This is a genomic window from Flavobacterium sp. PLA-DH12 (assembly GCF_059511845.1).
Map to the genome: position 1 here is coordinate 15125 of NZ_JCAMPD010000006.1, position 15618 is coordinate 30742.

At 32.7% G+C, this 15618-nt stretch carries 16 protein-coding genes; 12 read left to right on the forward strand and 4 right to left on the reverse strand.

Annotation, left to right across the window (positions count from 1 at the left end; genetic code table 11):
• Window positions 1-396 precede the first annotated feature (396 nt).
• Both AC5ZCW_RS12960 and pyrF read right to left on the reverse strand, forming a co-directional pair.
• Window positions 397-1197, reverse strand: coding sequence for an ABC transporter substrate-binding protein (locus AC5ZCW_RS12960; protein WP_496120254.1), 801 nt, complete (start codon window positions 1195-1197; stop codon window positions 397-399).
• A gap of 250 nt (window positions 1198-1447) precedes the next feature.
• Window positions 1448-2275, reverse strand: coding sequence for an orotidine-5'-phosphate decarboxylase (gene pyrF / locus AC5ZCW_RS12965; protein ID WP_496120256.1), 828 nt, complete (start codon window positions 2273-2275; stop codon window positions 1448-1450).
• Between the two features lie 309 nt (window positions 2276-2584).
• Here pyrF and AC5ZCW_RS12970 point away from each other — a divergent pair, with 309 nt between their 5' ends.
• From AC5ZCW_RS12970 to AC5ZCW_RS13020, 11 genes are all read left to right on the forward strand, one after another.
• Window positions 2585-3058, forward strand: coding sequence for a Dps family protein (locus tag AC5ZCW_RS12970; RefSeq protein WP_177210349.1), 474 nt, complete (start codon window positions 2585-2587; stop codon window positions 3056-3058).
• A gap of 133 nt (window positions 3059-3191) precedes the next feature.
• Window positions 3192-3377, forward strand: a complete 186-nt coding sequence (locus tag AC5ZCW_RS12975; RefSeq protein ID WP_095929846.1) for a CsbD family protein — start codon at window positions 3192-3194, stop codon at window positions 3375-3377.
• A gap of 157 nt (window positions 3378-3534) precedes the next feature.
• Window positions 3535-4086, forward strand: coding sequence for a helix-turn-helix domain-containing protein (locus tag AC5ZCW_RS12980; protein ID WP_177210350.1), 552 nt, complete (start codon window positions 3535-3537; stop codon window positions 4084-4086).
• 21 nt (window positions 4087-4107) lie between these two features.
• Window positions 4108-4557: a response regulator gene (locus AC5ZCW_RS12985; protein ID WP_177210351.1), complete on the forward strand. Its 450-nt coding sequence runs from the start codon at window positions 4108-4110 to the stop codon at window positions 4555-4557.
• Window positions 4558-4570: 13 nt separating this feature from the next.
• Window positions 4571-6358, forward strand: coding sequence for a CHASE3 domain-containing protein (locus AC5ZCW_RS12990; RefSeq protein ID WP_281631850.1), 1788 nt, complete (start codon window positions 4571-4573; stop codon window positions 6356-6358).
• Window positions 6359-6600: 242 nt separating this feature from the next.
• The gene (locus AC5ZCW_RS12995) at window positions 6601-7062 is read left to right on the forward strand and encodes a DUF4142 domain-containing protein (RefSeq protein WP_343542259.1); all 462 of its coding nucleotides are present in this window, start codon (window positions 6601-6603) and stop codon (window positions 7060-7062) included.
• 36 nt (window positions 7063-7098) lie between these two features.
• Window positions 7099-7746, forward strand: coding sequence for a porin family protein (locus tag AC5ZCW_RS13000; RefSeq protein WP_496120261.1), 648 nt, complete (start codon window positions 7099-7101; stop codon window positions 7744-7746).
• Between the two features lie 36 nt (window positions 7747-7782).
• Window positions 7783-7935: a lmo0937 family membrane protein gene (locus tag AC5ZCW_RS13005; protein ID WP_111365189.1), complete on the forward strand. Its 153-nt coding sequence runs from the start codon at window positions 7783-7785 to the stop codon at window positions 7933-7935.
• Between the two features lie 58 nt (window positions 7936-7993).
• Window positions 7994-8278 (forward strand): YtxH domain-containing protein, encoded by a 285-nt coding sequence (locus AC5ZCW_RS13010; protein WP_198856936.1) that lies wholly within the window; start codon window positions 7994-7996, stop codon window positions 8276-8278.
• 47 nt (window positions 8279-8325) lie between these two features.
• Window positions 8326-8685: a hypothetical protein gene (locus tag AC5ZCW_RS13015; RefSeq protein ID WP_281631846.1), complete on the forward strand. Its 360-nt coding sequence runs from the start codon at window positions 8326-8328 to the stop codon at window positions 8683-8685.
• Between the two features lie 27 nt (window positions 8686-8712).
• Window positions 8713-9090: a hypothetical protein gene (locus AC5ZCW_RS13020; protein ID WP_496120264.1), complete on the forward strand. Its 378-nt coding sequence runs from the start codon at window positions 8713-8715 to the stop codon at window positions 9088-9090.
• Between the two features lie 318 nt (window positions 9091-9408).
• On the opposite strand, the gene AC5ZCW_RS13025 is transcribed toward AC5ZCW_RS13020, so the two are convergent.
• Together AC5ZCW_RS13025 and prfA are read right to left on the reverse strand one after the other, a co-directional pair.
• Window positions 9409-10740, reverse strand: a complete 1332-nt coding sequence (locus AC5ZCW_RS13025) for a DUF5723 family protein (RefSeq protein WP_496120265.1) — start codon at window positions 10738-10740, stop codon at window positions 9409-9411.
• A 383-nt stretch (window positions 10741-11123) separates the two neighbouring features.
• Window positions 11124-12200 carry a peptide chain release factor 1 gene (gene prfA, locus AC5ZCW_RS13030; RefSeq protein WP_111365195.1) on the reverse strand — a complete coding sequence of 359 codons (1077 nt, stop codon included), beginning with the start codon at window positions 12198-12200 and terminating at the stop codon, window positions 11124-11126.
• A 288-nt stretch (window positions 12201-12488) separates the two neighbouring features.
• On the opposite strand from prfA, the gene AC5ZCW_RS13035 reads away from it, so the two are divergent.
• The gene (locus AC5ZCW_RS13035; protein ID WP_496120267.1) at window positions 12489-15572 is read left to right on the forward strand and encodes an SIR2 family protein; all 3084 of its coding nucleotides are present in this window, start codon (window positions 12489-12491) and stop codon (window positions 15570-15572) included.
• Window positions 15573-15618 lie beyond the last annotated feature (46 nt).

A 15618-nucleotide genomic window follows, 5' to 3' on the forward strand; every position in this document is an offset into this window, starting at 1 on the left:
TAATAACAAGACCTTAACAGCATAAGTTTGATATATGTCGGACATTTGTAATGTAATAAACTGGTTATTTATTATTTTGGTTTTGGTTAGTTAAATGATGCCGACGTCTTCGAGATGTCGGCATTTTTTTTGGGCTAAAAGTTTTATTTGTTTTAGGCTTCAGGTTTCAAGTTGCTTTACTTTGGACATAATTTTACCGCAAAGAGCGCAAAGTTTTTTCATTTATTAAGCTTTGTATAAAGCGCAAAGTTCGCAAAGCTTTGTCTAAAAAACTTTGCGAACTTTGCCTTCCCAATAGCGATTGGGATTGCGCTCTTTGCGGTTAAACTTGAAACTTGAAACTTGAAACTTGAAACTTGAAACTTGGAAACCTGAAACCTGAAACCTAAAACAAAACTAATTCTTCAATCTTTCATGCAGTAATTTGAAATACGAAAACGCTTTTAGCAATCTGCTTCCGTGCCAAGAGAACATTTCGCCATCAACGAAAATGGTTTTGGCATGATGTGTAAATCTTCCAATTTCAAAAGCATCTTCTTCTTTAAAAGGATAAGGTTCTGATGAAAGAAATACAATATCTGGATCTCCTTCTAAACGCATTTTCTTTAATTCGATTTCAGGATAACGGCCTTTGTCTTCGTAGATATTTTTAAAATGATTGAGTTTCAGCAACTCATTTATATACGTATCATTTCCTGCAACCATATATGGATTTTTCCATATAAAATAGGCAGCTTTCTTTTCTTTTATATCTTGTACATAATTTTTGAAATCGCTTAATGCAAAAGCCAATTTATCGTTCCATTTCTGCGCTTCAGTTCTGCAATTGAATAATTGTCCGAAATCTGAAATCATCTGAAAATTATCTTCAATAGAAACAATATTTGTAACCCAAACTGGACAAATTGCACTCAACTGTTCTACAATTTCAGGCGTGTTTTCTTCTTTATTGCAGATAATAATATCTGGCTCTAAAAGCTTTATTTTTTCGAAGTGAATTTTCTTCGTTCCGCCAACAGTCTTTTTGGTAGATTTAAAATGAAACGGATGAACGCAAAACTTCGTAATTCCGATAATTTTTTCTTCTAAACCTAAATCATACAATAATTCAGTTTGTGAAGGAACAAGCGAAATAATACGTTTTGGAGCTGTTTCAAAAGAATGAATAGTACCAAGCTGGTCTTTTATTTGTTTCATGTTTCTGGTTTATTGGAATGTGAAATTTAACGCAAAGTGCGCTAAGTTTTTTCGCAGAGTTCGCGAAGGCTTATAATTTTTAAATATTTTTTTAAAGTTCTCAAAGCTTAGATAAAGTAAAACTTACATTCTTCTTTGAGAACTTAAAAAACTTTTACAAGATTGCGAATAACTTCTTTGTGTACTTTGCGAAAAAACTTAGCGCACTTTGTGTTAAAAAATTATGCTCAAAGTAAAGCAACCTGAAACTTTAAACCTGAAACTTTAAACTAATAATCTCTTCCATTTCCTGCTGTACTTTCAAAGCCTCTTCTCTAGCCTTTTCAGCGAAATCGGTTCCTTTTGACGCATAGATAATCGCTCTTGCAGAATTTACCAAAAGACCAACTTTATCATTCATTCCATATTTGCAAACTTCAGACAGACTTCCGCCTTGAGCGCCAATTCCAGGCACCAATAAGAAACTGTCTGGAACAATTTTTCTAATTTCAGTAAAATATTCTGCTTTAGTTGCGCCAACAACGTACATTAAGTTTTCGCTGTTTTTCCAAGTTTTAGAAGTTTCTAGAACTTGCTTGTATAATTCCTTTCCGTTTGTATTTAAAGTCTGAAAATCGAAAGCTCCTTCATTTGAAGTTAAAGCCAACATGATAGTATGCTTGTTTTCAAAAGCTAAGAAAGGTTCAACAGAATCTTTTCCCATATAAGGAGCAACGGTTACACTATCAAAATTCAAGTCTTCAAAAAAAGCTTTTGCATACATGCTCGAAGTATTCCCAATATCACCGCGTTTTGCATCGGCAATCGTAAAAATATCAGGATAATTTTCGTTGATATAATTGATTGTTTTTTGCAAAGACATCCATCCTTTTATTCCGTAAGCTTCAAAAAATGCCGTATTGGGTTTGTAGCCAACAGTCAGATCGTGTGTGGCATCAATAATTGCTTTATTAAATTCGAAAATAGGATCTTCTGTTTCTAATAAATGTGCTGGCATTTTAGTTAGATCTGGATCTAATCCAACGCATAAAAATGATTTTTTTTGAAGAATTTGTTCGTGTAGTTGTTGTGTTGTCATATTCTTTTTTGCTTGTGCGGCAAAATTACAAATAATAATTTTTATGAGTTAGTGGTTGATGGTTTATTGTTAATAGTTGATGGTTGATGGTTTGTGGTTGATGGTTTGTGGTTGCTGTTGTCAGGCTGAGCGGAGTCGACGCCCTTTGCACCTTCTTCCGAAGCCTCGGGATCGCTCAGAATGACATTAATCATACTTTATTCTAAATTATCTCACTAACATTGAATTCCTATAACATCTATCAAAAATTGTGTAAGAAAAAAATTAGAATCAAAAGTAACTTTGAAATAAACCATTAAAAAGACAATTATGAGCCCAAATATCGGAATTACACCAAAAAACTTAAAAAAGAGCGCTTCTATACTGGCCACGATTTTATCAAATGAAATGACTTTGTATGTAAAAACAAGAAAATTTCACTGGAACATTTCTGGAAACAGCTTTATGGAACTGCACAAATTGTTTGAAGAGCAATACCGCATTCTTGAAGCCCAAATTGATGAAGTTGCAGAACGCATTAATCAGCTGGGAGAAAAAACAATTGGAACAATGAAGGAGTTTATTGACAACTCGACTTTAAAAGAATCTCCAAAAGAATACGCTTCACAAAAAGATATGCTATCTGAGCTTCTAGAAAATCACGAACAGCTGGTAACAGAATTTAGAGATTATATTCCGGTTTTTGAAAACGAAACCAACGATGCAGGCTCAGCCGATTTTGTGACAGGATTACTGCAAGAACATGAAAAAATGGCTTGGATATTAAGAAGATATCAGGCGTAATCTTGAGTTATGAATTGATTGTCATTCTCTATCAAAATGAAAATTATGCAACAGTCGGGAAAATAAATGTAACATAAACCTGATTTAAAATTTGCAATTTTACAATACAATAAAATACAAAAAAAGAGATATCATGAATACTACCGAAATAAAAGGAAACTGGAATGAGCTGAAAGGTAAACTGAAACAAAAGTTTGCAACACTAACAGATGATGATTTGATGTTTGCTGAAGGAAAAGAAGACGAAATGTACGGAAGACTTCAGCAGAAATTGGGAAAAACAAAAGAGGAATTTCATCAAATCCTGTCAGAATTGTAAATCCTTACAACTCAATCAGGGAAATACCGTCTAGTAAAAATATTAGACGGTATTTTTTTGAAAATTTTATTTTAAAATCGTATTTTGACATAATTCTGTGCTAATTAAAAGCAAAAACACCAAATAAATTAAGTATCTTTAACCAAATTTCTATAAAATGAAACTATTTATAAAGTTCGACATTAATACTATTTGCTCTCTTTATTTGAAACAAAATCTGGAACAAAACAATGTAAATTTTACAACTCTGGGATTTGGCGAAATTGAGATTGAAGACAATCTTGATGCCGAAGCGCTAGACAATTTAAAAACTAAATTGGCTCCGTGTGGTTTTGAAGTAGTTGAGAATCAAAAAAGTGTATTAGTCCAAAAAATCAAAGATGCAATTATCGAACTTGTTTTTATGGATGATAGCAATAATTATAAAAGTTCTGTATTTTTGGCTGAAAAGCTAAACCACAGTTACGGATATTTATCTAATGTTTTCTCTGAAGTAACTTATTCTTCTATAGAAAACTTTATTATTTTACAGAAAATCGAAAGAGCAAAACAGCTTATTATCATTAACGAAATGAGTTTGACTGAAATTGCTTTTTTACTTAATTATTCGAGTGTTGCGCATTTGAGTACGCAGTTTAAAAACACAACTGGCATTACTCCATCTGCTTTTCAGAGAATTATTAAGAAACGAAGAGAAAATTTAAAATAAAAACCCAAATACCACATTAAAATGCAAAAAAACGCATTACACATTTTATTGGCCGATGACGATGAAGATGACCGTCTTTTCTTTAAAGATGCTTTTGAAGAAATAAAGATACAAACGAATGTAAATTTTGTTCATGACGGGATGCAGCTTATGGATCATTTAATGGACACAAACAATAAACTTCCAGATATTTTGTTTCTAGATTTAAACATGCCTAAGAAAACAGGTAAAGAATGTTTGATTGAAATCAAAAAAACGGATCATTTAAAAGATATAATCATTGCGATCTATTCTACTTCTTCTTCAGAAGAGGATATCGAAGACACCTTTATTCAAGGCGCCAATATTTACATCAAAAAACCAAGCGATTTCAATACGTTAAAAAAAATAATTAATGAAGTCGTGACTGTAAACTGGCATTATCATACTTCTGGCTTAAACCGTGATAATTTCTTGCTTCGACTAAAATAAAAGCATTCCAATAATGAAGTGGATACCAAATTTTAATTCTTCAAACTCTTTGAGAGTTATTTTTGTAATCGCAGTTTTCATTCTGTTATTCCTTTCTTCAATTGCTTACAAACATAACCAAGACTTGAATGAATCGAGTAAACTGGTTATGCATACTTACGAAATCAACATTCAGCTCGAACGCTTAATGTCGGCTATAAAAGATGCAGAAACGGGCCAGCGCGGGTATATCATTACGCGCAATGCCCGTTTTTTAACTCCGTATATTTATTCCCGAGACAAGGTAAATACTTCGTTTATCACTTTAAAAAAGCTCACAGCCGATAATCCGAAACAGCAGGATAATCTCCAGAAACTTTTCAAACTCATTACCCAGCGTTTTGTTTCTTTTGAAAACTGTCTAAAATACAGTGACCCTAAAACATACGACAAAAGAAAGCTGGACAATCATATGTTTGGCGGCCGTATTTTAATGGAAAATATCCGTTTTAAGGTGGATGAAATGAATGACATTGAAAAAGACTTTCTAAAGAAAAGGCTAAAAATTTACGATTCGGAAATTTCTTTGAGTCCACTTTTTTCTATTTCTTTATTTCTTGTGGCTTTGAGTTTTATTTTATTGGCATATCGTCAAATTAGCCGTGATTTTGAACGCTTGAAAGTATTCAATAAAAAACTTTTAATTTCGACAGGTTTAATTTCTGAATCTGAAAATATTGGTAAATTCAGCACTTGGCAATGGGATTTAGATTCTGATAAAATTGATTTTTCAGACAACCAATTCCGATTATTAGGTCTCGAACCGAGATCTTTTGCGCCAAACAAAGCTACACTTATAAAATATGTTCACCCAGACGATAAAGAATCTGTTGCAAAAGCAATTGACGGAATTATAGAAAAAAAACATCTTCCGTTTGTGTATTATAAAATTGTACGTCCAGATTTTGAAGTCCGTTATTTTAAAACAACAGGAAAATTGGTTACGGATCAGCAGGGAAGTAAAATCTTGCTTGGAATTAATTTTGACATTACAGACGAGCATCTTTTGAATATCGAACTTCAGGAACGAAATAAAGAACTGGAGAAAAGCAATAAAGAACTCGCTTCTTTCAACCACGTGGCAAGTCACGATTTGCAAGAACCGCTTAGAAAAATACAGACTTTTATTTCGAGAGTTTCCAGCGCCGATAAAGAAGTCATGTCTGAAAGCGGAAAAAATTACATCACCAAAATAGAAAGTTCGGCAAAAAGAATGCGTGTTTTAATAGACGACCTTCTTTTGTTTTCTAGAACCAATACTACCAAAAAGGAATTCATTAAAATGAATCTTAATGAACTTCTAGACAATGCTGAATCTGAATTGGCAGAAATTATCGAAGAAAAGAAAGCCGTTATTCAGCGAATTGGAAAACTTCCGAAGCTTTCTGTGATTCCGTATCAGATCGAACAGCTGTTTATCAATTTAATTGGAAATTCATTAAAATACAGCCAGCCCGATACTGAACCTCAGATTTCTATTTCAAGCGAAAAAGTAAGTTCTTCAGAATATCCAGAAATACTAGAACAGTCTATAAAGAAGTTTCATAAAATCACTTTTACAGATAACGGAATGGGATTTGATCCTCAGTTTAAAGAAACCATTTTTATTCTCTTTCAGCGTCTTCATTCTAAAACAGATTATCCTGGAACCGGAATCGGATTAGCGATCTGCAAGAAGATTGTAGAAAACCACAAAGGCCACATAATTGCCGATAGCACTTTAGGAAAAGGTTCAGTATTTACGGTGTTTCTGCCCGATTAAACTTCATTAAAAAAACACATAAAAAGCGTTATATAAATCCATTATGGGAATTATATAACGTTTCTTTTTTATGCTGTAAAGTAAAATCTTTCATTCGTTAGCATCTTTGTAATGTAATACTTTAGGAAGTAATAATGAAAGCAATTCCCCTCTTAAAAGCTTCAATTTTTAGAGTTCTTTTTTCATTCCTTTTAATTCTATGCATCACCTCTTGCAGAAAAATTAATCCGATCGAAAATACTTTGAAGAACCAAGCTTTTGCAAAAAATGACAGAGAAGAAACAGAGGTTTTCTTTTTTATATCTACGGCGAATGTGAGTAAGTCTATTATTTCAAAAAGTCAAATTGCACAACAAAAAAGTTCAGATGTAATTGTTCAGGAATTAAGCAAAAGAATAGAAGTTCAAGAGAGTCAATTACTGGAAGCGATAACCAAAATGGCCACATCGAAGCTCATTGTCATTACTGAAATAAATGCCACGCACAAACGAGACCTGTACAACCTCATTGATGCCAACGGCTATGATTTTAACAGCATTTATTTAAATGGCATGACAGATGCGATCTGCAACCAAATTGAGTTACTCGAAGCAATTTCTAGAGAAACAAACGACAAAGAAATTCTCGAACTGGTTCTTCGCTTTTTGCCACAACAATACAGACTCTTACGAGAGACTGAACGAATAAAAAGACAAAATGTATAAACGCCTATTATCTATCTATTAACTAAATTTTTTACTATGAAATTACAAGCCAATTTTTTATGCGCCTTAACACTTTTTTTATCAGCTTCATTTGGAATGCTGCACGCTCAGGACAATAATGTAAATACCGAATACGGTGTAAAAGGAGGATTCAATATGTCTAACCTTTACGGTAGCGGAGACAATGTAGATGACAACAATGTCTTATACGGTTTCAACGCTGGGGTTTATGCTACACTTCCTATTTCAGATTTTGTAGCCATTCAGCCAGAGCTTTTGTTTACCACAAAAGGGGCAAAATTAGAATACAACAACGCTTTTGCAAATGGGGATGCAAAATTTAGACTTAATTATATCGAGCTTCCACTTTTAGTGCGAGTTAATGTTACAAAAAACTTTAACATTCACGCCGGTGGTTATGCTTCTTATCTAGTAAGTTCTAAAGTAAGCGGAAACGGTACTGTTGATTTTGACCAAGATATTGACACAGATGATCTAAACAAATTTGACGCTGGTCTTTCTGCAGGTGTTGGAGTTGATTTTAACCCAATTAGCATCGGACTGCGTTACAATTATGGTTTAACGACTGTGGGTAAAGAAAGAACGGTTGCAGGAACTACATACACATTTCCTGACGCAAAAAACAGCAACCTTACATTATACCTTTCTTATAAGTTAAACTAAACGAGAATTGATTATTAACCGCTAAAATAAAAAACCATGTCAAATTTATTATATACAATCGCAGTGATTCTGGTGATACTTTGGGCCTTAGGGTTCTTTGTTTACAGTTTCGGAAGTATTATCCATATTCTGTTGGTAATTGCCATTATTGCCGTATTGCTTCGACTTATTAAAGGTCGAGAAGTTTAAAAATCACAATTTATTAAATCAACAAATTATTAAATATTAATCCATTAAATTAATTATTATGAAAACTAGTAGCACAATTTTAGGAATTTTAGGAGCCGCAGCGGCGGGAGCATTCATAGGTGTTTTATTTGCACCAGACAAAGGATCGAACACAAGAAAAAAAATCAAAGATAAATCAAAAGATTATGGTGATAATCTAAAAACAAAATTTGATGGCATTGTAAACACAATTACTTCAAACGGTAAAGAAATCATCGAAGAAGGAAAATCTAAACTTAACCAAGTTAAAGAAGATTACAACACGCTAAAAGACGATGTTAAAACAGTAAAATCAAACTATTAATCGCAAGTATTAATTAGTGAAATTTTCAAACCATAAAACCTTATATCATGGAACCAAATGCAACAACAAACGAGAATTTAAATCTTTATGAGAAAGCAGAGAACTATGCTAAAACAAGTTTAGAATTACTTAAACTAAAAACAGTGTGTTCTGTTGCCGATGGTGTATCATCGTTGGCATCTAAGATAGCGATTGGTATTGTTGTTGCATTTTTTACCTTGTTCCTAAATATCGGAATTAGTTTATGGATTGGTAAAGAACTCGGAGAGTATTATTATGGCTTTTTTATCATGGCGCTATTCTATTTAATCGTCGTAATTATTGTGGTAAAATCACATCATAAATTGATAAAAACACCAATTGGAAATACGATTATCTCCAGTATTCTAAAAGAAACAAAAAACTGATTTAATTATTAATAAACATAAAAGACTATGGAAGCCATTTACAATATTGATCAGTTAAATCAAAGAATTGAGGAATTAGAAGTTCGCCAAGATAAAGAATGGTGCGACATAAAAGACGAAATCGAAGAGATTAAAAACAATTTAAAACCTATTAATCTAATTAGAAATACAGTGGAGGAAATTAACGAAACTGTTGGTTTTAAAAGTCATATCGCTCAGTCGGCAATTAGTATCGGAATTGGTTATCTGGCAAAAAGATTTATTGTCGGAAAAGGCGATTCGATGTTCAAAGGAATCCTGGGTTCTGTCGTTCAGCTTATTGTAACCAATCTGGTTTCGAAACCTCATAATGAATCTTCTGAAGATGCAGAAGAATCATCACAATACGAACCGTCTAGAGAGTAATTTGTCTAACTTAATTTAATTATTATGGAAAAGTTTAGCGAAATAGTAATAAAAAATGGTGTATACGTTTACTCGAATCTATATAAATGTTTTGAATATACGAGAGTATTTTTAGGGATATAGCTTTTTTTTGAAGTTGCTAAGGTTCTGAGATACTAAGGTTCTAAGTTTTTTTTAAGATTCTGCGAATCTTTTTACCTTGACTTGGTATTAAAGAAAAAAAGAAAAAACAGCATCACTTTGTGATGCTGTTTTTTGTTATACTAAACTAAAAGACACAAAACCTTAGAACCTTAGTATCTCAGAACCTCAGAACCTTTATCTATAATCTTGATAAATCGGTATTTTGAGACCGGCATAAATATTACAGCCTTTTGTATTGTTCGAGAAGAGACTAGAGAAAAGAGTTCCTGAGCCAATAAAAATTGGGCCCGCTCTAAAACCTGCTCCGATTGTTGTTCCACTGTATTGCATGTACGTTACAGGAACGTAGAAACTGAATTGTCTCGTTTCGTATCTAGGCGTAAAAGTAACCGAATTGGCAATTGCAGTTCCGTTTATTTTTTTGGCATCTACAAGACTGAAATCACCACTTAGATTCAAATAAAAACGCTGATCGATGTTCCAGTCAAAATTGGTGTGCAAAGCCGTTGGAAGATTTGCTTTAACTCCTTTCTTAGATGAAATTTTAGTATAATTCGAGTCGAAAAAATCAAAAATATCATCTGCATCGTCAATATCTTGTTGCGTCACTTTTCCCGTAATATTATAAGTATTTTCGATTATGTTTTTATAATTCACTTTTCCAATATCGGTTACAGAAGCCGCTGCTTTAAACTTATAACGGTTTCCTTCGCACGTATGGCAGTTGGTGCGGTATTCGTATGTAAAACCTAAATCGACACCTACTCCAGCCGAAGCGGCATCAAACTTCGGATCATCACCGTTTGCATAATCGTAACTTGCGGCAGTTCTAATCGTTCCTGTCGAAAGATATTCGCTCGCAGCAGGATTTGCATTGTTTTTATTGAACGCTACACTCAAATCACTTCCGTTAATATAGCCGTTTACTCCAGCCATTAAGTATTTTAAAGTAATTCCGCCTTTTACAAAATGATCATCTTGATCTAACAGAACTGTTGCATAACTCGCTCCTATCTCCGCCCAAGAATTGGTAACACTATTCGGATTCCCACCTGTGATTAAAAAACTATTTGAAGCATCCATATCTTTGTTCACCTCATCAATAAGCTGTCCGTTTATGCCAACGAGATTCGAAACGCTTCGCACACGCGTAAAAAGCGCCACGCTATGCAAAGGCGTGATATTCATCATAAAAGAAGGTCCAAGAATATCGACATTAAAATTTCCTCTGTTGTTCGATTTGAAATTTTTACTCGCATCGGTTGCCAAATCATAATCACCGTCTAGTGCATCCATTATATTAATTCCGTACAAATCATTTTGTCCCGTTCCGCTTGCCGAGAAAAGCGTCACATCGGCGCGATACTTCGATTCGACAATATTAGACGGATTAAATATAGCACTCTGAATTCCAGCATAATTATCATCCCTGAATCCGAAATACGATTGCGACCGCGCATAAAAAAAGCTTCCAAAGAAGCAAAATAAGAGTAAAGTTTTCTTCATAAATTAATGTTAGTTGGTTGTTTTTAGCACAGCAAATATGAGGGAAAAAAATTAAAAAAAATAGATTTTTTTCTAAGGTGCTAAGCTACTAAGATGCTAAGGTTCTAAGTTTTAGAATCGGTATTATTAATCTTACTTCGTACGATTATTGTTGTAGTATTGGTCTTTATTTTTTCTTAGGTGCTAAGTTGCTGAGATACTAAGGTTCTAAGCTTTTTTCCACAAAAAAAGCCGAACAAAGTTCGGCTTAAATATATTTTATGTTCAAAGAAGAAAACTTAGAACCTTACTATCTCAGTAGCTTAGCAACTCAAAAAACTATGTTCAAAGAGAAAACCTTAGAACCTTAGCATCTTAGAATCTCAGCACCTAAAAAGTTTACGTTAGTAAACTTCTGAAGCTTCCTTCAATTTCTCCATATTATTAACTAACTGAAGCTCAGAAACGATTTTCTGAATATCACCATTCATGATATTTCCTAAATCGTAAAGCGTTAAACCAATACGGTGATCGGTTACACGACCTTGCGCATAGTTATACGTACGGATTTTTGCCGAACGGTCTCCAGAACTAACCTGAGAACTACGTTTTTTAGCATCTTCTTCCTGCTTTTTGGCCAATTCCATTTCGTACAAACGAGAACGTAATACCATCAAAGCTTTATCTTTATTCTTGTGCTGCGATTTCTCATCCTGACATTGCGCCACCAATCCTGTTGGAATGTGCGTTAAACGTACAGCCGATTTTGTTGTATTTACCGATTGTCCTCCAGGTCCAGACGAACAGAAGAAATCTACACGAACATCGTTCATATCTACCTGAACATCAAACTCCTCAGCTTCTGGCAAAACCATAACCGTTGCAGCCGATGTATGCACACGTCCTTGAGTTTCTGTCTGCGGAACACGCTGTACACGGTGAACACCCGCTTCAAACTTCAAAGTTCCGTATACATCTTCTCCGGTAACCTCAAAAATAACCTCTTTGAAACCTCCAGAAGTACCCTCATTCATATCTACAACAGATGATCTCCATCCCATAGATTCGCAATATTTTGTGTACATTCTAAACAAGTCTCCTGCAAAAATACTCGCTTCGTCCCCACCCGTTCCAGCGCGGATCTCCACCATTACGTTTTTCGCGTCTTCAGGATCTTTTGGAATAAGCATAAATTTGATTTCCTCCTCCAATTCTGGCAGACGTTCTTTTGCTTCATCCAATTGCATTTTGGCCATTTCCACCATTTCAGCATCACTTCCGTCAGCAATAATTTCGTTTGCTTCGTCGATGTTTGCCAAAATTATGATGTACTCTTCTCTCTTTTCAACAAGCGCTTTAATACCTTTATATTCTTGGTTAAGCTGCTTATAACGTTTTTGATCAGAAATAACATCCGGCTGAATAATCAAATCCGAAATCTCATCGAAACGCTGCTTTACATATTGAAGTCTATCTAACATTTTCTAATTCCTTTTATTGGACGGCAAAATTACAAAATTTTTATCGAAAATTCTAGTGTTCATTTTTTGGGGAATTTGAGTAGGAATTTGATGCTTTTTTGTTTTTGAAAAACAGGGGTTTTTACGCAGTTAAGGATTTAAATTTTATACGATGTTTGTTTTTATCAATTTACTTTACAAGATACTTGCATGAGAAGCAATAATCATAAATTTAGCTTTTTCATTTATGGTTTTCCGTAAAGAAATTAAGTCACAAGTAATTATGTTTGAAACATTAAAAATTGTAATATGGATATTCCTCATCATTTAATTGAACAAATAAAACTTGGAAATACTGTACTTTTTTTAGGTGCAGGTGCCAGTTTTGGAACAAAAAATCAAAAAAACGATACTATGCCTTTGGCTTCAGAGTTATCAGTATTATTGTCTAAAAAATTTTTAGGAGACATTACAGGTGATTTAGCATATACCTCAATGCTAAGCATTTCTGAAAGTTCTTTATATGATGTACAATTATATGTTGCACAAGTAATTTCAGAATTTAAACCGTTACCTCATCATTTAAAAATTCCAGAATTTAAATGGAAAGCTATTTTTACAACAAATTACGATTCTATTATTGAATCTTCATATCAACAATGCAAGAAACCCTTACAAGTTCTCAAACCAATTTCAAAAAATACACCGAGAACACAAGTTTTCACTTCTGATGATATCCTACCTTACTATAAACTACATGGATGCATTAATGATATAGCAGATAATCAAGCTCCGTTAATTTTGACACTAGATCAATTTGCTAATTACGAAAGCAAACGTGAGAATCTTTTTCGGGAATTACAAGAATTAATGATTAATTACACTTTCATATTTGTTGGCTTTGCAATGCAAGATTCAGACATTCGGTCAATTCTGAATAAACTTGACGAAAACCATTCAAGTCGAGTTCGATCCTATATTGTCAGACCAAATGTTAACGAACCTGAAGAAAGATTTTGGGAAGGAAAAAAAATATCTTGTCTAAAAATGACTTTTGCAGAGTTTATCGAAAAAATAAATAATGCTATTGACATAAAAACAAGGATATTATCAGAAATTAGAGTTGCAAATGACTTACCTATTTATGATAAATTTGTTTCTTCTATACAAGATTTATCTCCAACTGAGCATTTTTTAGAATTTATCGAACATAAAATTGATTATGTCCATCTGTCAATAAGTGCTCCTAATATGGATCCAAAAGAATTTTATAAAGGAAATTTCACAAATTGGGATCCAATTTTAAAAAATCTTGATATTCAAAGAGATATTAAAGATGGCCTTTTATTTGAAATTTTCTCAAAAAATGACGTTGATGATGAAGACCAGTATTTATATTTAATTAAAGGAAATGCAGGAAGTGGTAAAAGTGTTTTACTTAAAAGGCTAGCATATGATGGTGCAACAATACTTGAAAAATTTTGTATATTTTTAAAGAGTGACACTTTAAGTTTCCAAGACATATATGAATTAAATAAATATGTAAATGAAAGAATATACTTGTTCATTGACAATATTGCTGCTCTGGAAGATGATGTTATTTACATTTTAAAGAAAGCAAAAAAAGAAAAAATTAAACTTACTATTATTGGATCTGAAAGATTGAATGTTTGGAATACTGAATGCAATGATCTTTCAACTTACCTGTCACAATCATATCAAATACAATATTTATCAGATAAAGAAATCAATGACTTAGTAAATTTACTTGACAGACATCAAGCGCTTTACAATTTAAAAAATAGTAGTCATGAGGAAAGAATTCAAGCATTTTCAAAAAAGGCAGGAAGAGAACTATTAGTTGCATTATATGAAGCTACAAATGGAAAACCATTTGAAGAAATAATATTTGATGAGTATAACTCAATTAACAACATTAAAGCACAGTCACTCTATTTAACAATTTCAATATTTCACAAAATTGGAACTTATGCACGTGCAGGATTTATATCTCGTGTTCATAACATCCCTTTTGAAGAATTCAAAAATGAACTATTTAAACCACTAGAACATATAGTGTTCGACAAAAGAGACTACACAATAAACGATTATGTATATCTTACTAGAAATAGAATGATTGCAGAAATTATCTTTGAAAAAGTACTTTTAAGTCCACAAGATAGATTTGATGAATATGTACGTATTATAAATAATCTAAATATCGATTATCAAAGTGATAGAAAAGCATTCTTAGAAGTTGTTAATGCTCGAAAGTTAATTGAAATATTTCCAGATCCTCAAATGATCAGAAGACTTTATGTCTTAGCGGAAACAGTTAGTAAAGATGATCCTAAATTATTTCAACAACAAGCTATTTTTGAAATGGTTAGTTCGGGAGGAAGTATGATAAGTGCTGAAAAACACCTAAAAGAAGCTAATGATTTATCAGAGGATGATCCACTAATTTTGCACACTTATGCCGAGCTTCTTTTAAGAAAAGCAGAAAATACTGCTCTTGCTCCTGAATTTTTTTCACATATTGGAAAAGTCATCGACATCTGTAATCGAATAATTAAAGCAAAACCTACTAATTCACATCCCTACCATACTATACTTAAGGCAAATATTTTAAAACTAAAAAAGATACTTGATATTAATGATGTTCCTGCAATAGAAAGGGCTTTAAAAGATACAGAAAAAGCATTTTCAATTGCAAAGCAATTTTTATCCAATGATCCTTTTATTTTAGAGATCGAATCCTCTTTCAATGAAATTCTCGAAAAAAATACAGCTGCTAAACAATTATTAGAAAAAGCTTTTAATGCAAATAAATCAAGCCCTTATATTGCTTTAAGACTATCTAATTTTTATGATAAAGAAGGTGAAAATAGTCAGGCTGTTGAAGTTGTAAAGCAGGCTCTTGAATTAAATCCAAGCGAAAAAGATTTAAATTTTCGTTATGCAATGCTTCTCGACAAAAGTGACAACCCCTCTTATTCTGATATCAGTTATTATTTAAAAAGATCTTTCACTAAAGGCGATAGCAGATTTCAAGCACAATTATATTATGCACGCTCATTATTTCTTTTAAATAATATGGACTATAAAGATTGCTTTTTAAGTCTAGCAAAAGCTAATGTTTCTCCTGAGATCAAAAACTATATATCAGGTGTAATATATAAAAATGGACAAAAGGAAAAATTCTTTGGAGCAATAAATTCCGAGGAGCTCAGTTATGGATATATAAAAAGAGATTTAATTTCAGATACAATTTATTTTTACAAATTTCAACAAAATTATAAATTAGGAAATTTAAAACGAGGTACAAGAGTATCCTTTTATATTGGTTTTAATTATAAAGGACCAATAGCTTTTGATTTAAAAATAATTTAAAATATATACTCAACAAAGCATTCTAGAAAAACGCAAAGTGTCTTTC

What these genes read in the sequence shown, in the direction of transcription:
- AC5ZCW_RS12985 (WP_177210351.1), top strand. Translation starts at nt 4,108, where the DNA reads ATGCAAAAAAACGCATTACACATTTTATTGGCCGATGACGATGAAGAT.
- AC5ZCW_RS13025 (WP_496120265.1), bottom strand. Translation starts at nt 10,740, where the DNA reads ATGAAGAAAACTTTACTCTTATTTTGCTTCTTTGGAAGCTTTTTTTAT.
- AC5ZCW_RS13015 (WP_281631846.1), top strand. Translation starts at nt 8,326, where the DNA reads ATGGAACCAAATGCAACAACAAACGAGAATTTAAATCTTTATGAGAAA.
- AC5ZCW_RS12960 (WP_496120254.1), bottom strand. Translation starts at nt 1,197, where the DNA reads ATGAAACAAATAAAAGACCAGCTTGGTACTATTCATTCTTTTGAAACA.
- AC5ZCW_RS13035 (WP_496120267.1), top strand. Translation starts at nt 12,489, where the DNA reads ATGGATATTCCTCATCATTTAATTGAACAAATAAAACTTGGAAATACT.
- AC5ZCW_RS12990 (WP_281631850.1), top strand. Translation starts at nt 4,571, where the DNA reads ATGAAGTGGATACCAAATTTTAATTCTTCAAACTCTTTGAGAGTTATT.
- AC5ZCW_RS13000 (WP_496120261.1), top strand. Translation starts at nt 7,099, where the DNA reads ATGAAATTACAAGCCAATTTTTTATGCGCCTTAACACTTTTTTTATCA.
- AC5ZCW_RS12975 (WP_095929846.1), top strand. Translation starts at nt 3,192, where the DNA reads ATGAATACTACCGAAATAAAAGGAAACTGGAATGAGCTGAAAGGTAAA.
- AC5ZCW_RS13020 (WP_496120264.1), top strand. Translation starts at nt 8,713, where the DNA reads ATGGAAGCCATTTACAATATTGATCAGTTAAATCAAAGAATTGAGGAA.
- AC5ZCW_RS13005 (WP_111365189.1), top strand. Translation starts at nt 7,783, where the DNA reads ATGTCAAATTTATTATATACAATCGCAGTGATTCTGGTGATACTTTGG.
- AC5ZCW_RS12970 (WP_177210349.1), top strand. Translation starts at nt 2,585, where the DNA reads ATGAGCCCAAATATCGGAATTACACCAAAAAACTTAAAAAAGAGCGCT.
- pyrF (WP_496120256.1), bottom strand. Translation starts at nt 2,275, where the DNA reads ATGACAACACAACAACTACACGAACAAATTCTTCAAAAAAAATCATTT.
- AC5ZCW_RS13010 (WP_198856936.1), top strand. Translation starts at nt 7,994, where the DNA reads ATGAAAACTAGTAGCACAATTTTAGGAATTTTAGGAGCCGCAGCGGCG.
- prfA (WP_111365195.1), bottom strand. Translation starts at nt 12,200, where the DNA reads ATGTTAGATAGACTTCAATATGTAAAGCAGCGTTTCGATGAGATTTCG.
- AC5ZCW_RS12980 (WP_177210350.1), top strand. Translation starts at nt 3,535, where the DNA reads ATGAAACTATTTATAAAGTTCGACATTAATACTATTTGCTCTCTTTAT.